This window comes from Burkholderia sp. MSh2 (assembly GCF_000731655.1).
Classification (GTDB): domain Bacteria; phylum Pseudomonadota; class Gammaproteobacteria; order Burkholderiales; family Burkholderiaceae; genus Burkholderia; species Burkholderia paludis.
On the sequence record NZ_JPGM01000048.1, the window covers coordinates 1 to 2,005 of the forward strand.

General features: G+C 67.8%; 2 protein-coding genes. Both read right to left on the reverse strand.

The window, feature by feature from the left end; genetic code table 11:
- Positions 1 to 181: FAD-dependent oxidoreductase (locus GQ57_RS27425; protein ID WP_442856755.1), on the reverse strand; the 181-nt coding region annotated here is incomplete at its 3' end.
- A gap of 81 nt (positions 182 to 262) precedes the next feature.
- Positions 263 to 2,005: acyl-CoA dehydrogenase (locus GQ57_RS27430; protein ID WP_063934603.1), on the reverse strand; the 1,743-nt coding region annotated here is incomplete at its 5' end.

Genomic DNA, 2,005 nt, shown 5'->3' on the forward strand with positions numbered 1-2,005 from the left:
GCTCGGTGATCGCGCGCGGATCCATCACCGCGCCCGACAGGATGTGCGCGCCGATCTCGGAACCCTTCTCGAGCACGCACACGCCGATCTCGGCGCCTTTCTCGGCGGCCAGCTGCTTGAGCCGGATCGCCGCCGACAGCCCGGCTGGGCCGCCGCCGACGATCACGACGTCGTATTCCATCGATTCGCGCGGGCCGTATTGCGCGAGCAAGTCCTGTGTGGTCAAAATCCTGTCTCCTCCTGCGTCCCGACCGTCAGCCGGTCAGAACTGATCTTCCGTCAACGCGAGCACGCTCTCGTTGCCTTTCGCGCCGACGATCGACGCCTCGAGTGCGCCTGCCTGCACCAGCACGTGTTCCGCATAGCATTGCGCGATCGCGATCTTCGCGTCGAAGAATGCCGGGTCGCTTGCGCGCTGCGCCTGCGCCGCCACCAGCGCGCGGCCCATCTGCCACCCGCACAACACCACGCCCGCCAGCTTCAGGTACGGCACGCTGCCCGCGAACACCGCGTTCGGGTCCTGCTTCGCGTTCGCCACCACGTAATCGACCACCGACGACAGCGCGCGCGCGCCCTTCTCCAGCTGCGCCTTCACCGATGCGGCCGCCGCACCGTCCAGCTTGCCCAGCGCCGCCACCGTCGCGTCGATCTCCGCGATCAGCGCCTTCGCCACCGCGCCGCCGTCGCGCATCGTCTTGCGCCCCACCAGGTCGTTCGCCTGGATCGCCGTCGTCCCTTCGTAGATCGCCAGGATACGTGCATCGCGGTAATACTGCGCCGCGCCCGTCTCCTCGATGAACCCCATCCCGCCGTGCACCTGCACGCCCAGGCTCGCCACGTCGTTCACCATCTCCGTGCTCCAGCCCTTCACCACCGGCACCAGATACTCGTAGATTGCCTGATGACGCTCGCGCGTCGCCTCGTCCGAATGGCGGTGGGCAATGTCGCTGTGCGCCGCGGCCACGTAAGCCAGCGCCCGCGCGCCTTCGGTCAGCGCGCGCATCGTGCCCAACATGCGGCGCACGTCCGGGTGATGGATGATCGTCACCGACTGCTTGGCCGAACCGTCCACCGGGCGGCTTTGCACGCGTTCCTTCGCGAATTCCGCCGCCTTCTGGTACGCGCGATCGGCCACGCCGATCCCCTGCATCCCCACGCCGAAGCGCGCCGCGTTCATCATGATGAACATGTATTCGAGGCCGCGGTTTTCTTCACCGATCAGGTAGCCGATCGCCCCGCCGTGATCGCCGTACTGCAGCACTGCCGTCGGGCTCGCCTTGATCCCGAGCTTGTGCTCGATCGACACGCAGTGCACGTCGTTGCGCGCGCCCGGCGAGCCGTCCTCGTTGACCAGGAACTTCGGCACGATGAACAGCGAGATGCCCTTCACGCCTTCCGGCGCATCGGGCGTGCGCGCCAGCACCAGGTGGACGATGTTGTCCGCCATGTCGTGCTCGCCCCACGTGATGAAGATCTTCGTGCCGAACACCTTGTACGTGCCGTCGCCCTGCGGCTCGGCGCGCGAGCGCACCAGCGCCAGATCCGAGCCCGCCTGCGGCTCGGTCAGGTTCATCGTGCCGGTCCATTCGCCCGAGATCAGCTTCGGCACATAACGCTGCTTCTGCTCATCCGTGCCGGCCGTCAGCAGCGCCTCGATCGCGCCGTCGGTCAGCAGCGGACACAGCGCGAACGACAGGTTCGCCGCGTTGAGCATCTCGATGCACGGCGTCGCGATCAGCTTCGGCAGCCCCTGGCCGTCGTATTCGGCCGGATGCTGCAGCCCCTGCCAGCCGCCCTCGACGAACTGGCGGAACGCTTGCGCGAAGCCCGGCGTCGCGGTCACGACGCCGTCCTTCCAGCTGCTCGGGTTGCGGTCGCCTTCGACGTTCAGCGGCGCGAGCACCTCGCCGCAGAATTTCGCGGATTCGTCGAGCACGGCCTGCGCGGTGTCGTAGCCGGCATCCTCGAAGCCCGGCAACTGCGCAACGGCGTCGATGCCTGCGAG